Below are 1807 nucleotides of genomic sequence, written 5' to 3' on the forward strand. Positions count from 1 at the left end.
GAAATGGGATCCAAGTGATTCAAAGGATAACTCACAAGCTGGATATACAAGCAATGTGTATTTAGACGCTTACAAATTAAATGGCAAGTTCTTATGGAGAATTGATTTGGGTAGGAATATAAGAGCAGGAGCACATTATACACAATTTATAGTATATGATTTAGATGGTGACGGAAAAGCTGAAGTTGCATGTAAAACAGCTGATGGAACAATAGATGGACAAGGCAATGTGATAGGAAATCCAAATGCTGATTGGCGGAATTCGTCTGGCTATGTTTTATCAGGTCCTGAATATTTGACTATATTTGAAGGTGCGACAGGAGGAGCAATAAAGACAGTTAATTATATTCCGCCACGTGGAAATGTTTCGTCATGGGGCGATTCATATGGAAACAGGGTTGACAGGTTTTTGGCAGCAGTAGCTTATTTGGATGGGAAGAGGCCTAGCCTAATTATGTGCCGAGGATATTACACAAAAACATATATAGTTGCTTGGAATTGGCAAAATGGCGATTTAACAAAGTTATGGCAATTTGACACAGGAGAGATTAAAGATGGATATAGAGATGATTACGAAGGACAAGGAAATCACAATTTGAGTGTAGCTGATGTTGACAATGATGGTAAGGATGAAATAATATACGGCGCGATGGCAGTAGATGATAATGGAGCACCGTTATATTCAACCAAATTAGGTCATGGTGATGCAATGCATGTGTCAGATATTAATCCAGACAGGCCTGGATTAGAAGTTTGGCAGTGTCATGAAGGAAGCACAGGAGCGAGTTTAAGAGACGCGAAGACTGGGCAGATATTAGTAAGGGTTTTAACATCTGGAGATTGTGGGCGTGCTTTGGCGGCAGACGTTGATCCGAGATATAAGGGGTTAGAAGTGTGGGCAGCAGGGGTAAGTATTAGAGATTGTAAGGGAAATGTAATCAGTAATGCGACACCACCATATAACTTTGCAATTTGGTGGGACGGGGATTTAGGCAGAGAATTATTGGATAAAACATATATTTACGAATGGGATTATAACAATAATAGAACAAATACTATATTTACAGCAAGTGGATGTTCATCAAATAACAACACAAAGGCAACGCCCTGCCTGAGTGCAGATATATTTGGAGATTGGCGAGAAGAGGTTATATTTAGGACTAGTGATAACAATGCAATCAGGATATATACAACCACCACATTGACAAATTATAAGATACCTACGCTTATGCATAACAGGCAATATAGAGTGTCTATAGCATGGCAGAACGTTGCATATAATCAACCACCTCACGTAAGTTTTTATTTAGGGTATGAGACTAATGTGAATAACATATATCAATATTTTGAAGGGTATGGGCAACAACCAATTGCTACACCGTCGCTAACCCCGACAAAAACCCCAACGCCTACATCAGTTCCATCGCCAACATCAACTGCAACATCTACGCCAACTCCAACAGCAACACCAACTCTAACCCCGACGCCTGTTAGTACCCCTGTGACAAGCAGGCAGATAAAGGTATTGTATGCTAACAAGGAGACCAATAGCACAACTAACACGATAAGGCCTTGGTTGAAGGTAGTAAATAGTGGTAGCAGTGCGATAGATTTGAGCAGGGTAACGATAAGGTACTGGTACACAGTAGATGGAGACAAGGCACAGAGTGCGATATCTGACTGGGCACAGATAGGAGCAAGCAATGTAACATTCAAGTTTGTGAAGCTGAGCAGTAGTGTAAGTGGAGCGGATTATTACTTGGAGATAGGATTTAAGAGTGGAGCAGGGCAGTTGCAGCCTGGTAAA

At 40.8% G+C, this 1807-nt stretch carries 1 protein-coding gene; it reads left to right on the forward strand.

The features are described from left to right. The coding region (locus tag H964_RS12990; RefSeq protein ID WP_051109317.1) for a rhamnogalacturonan lyase family protein at positions 1–1807 on the forward strand (1807 nt) is incomplete at both ends.

Source organism: Caldicellulosiruptor sp. F32, assembly GCF_000404025.1.
Classification (GTDB): Bacteria; Bacillota; Thermoanaerobacteria; order Caldicellulosiruptorales; family Caldicellulosiruptoraceae; genus Caldicellulosiruptor; species Caldicellulosiruptor saccharolyticus.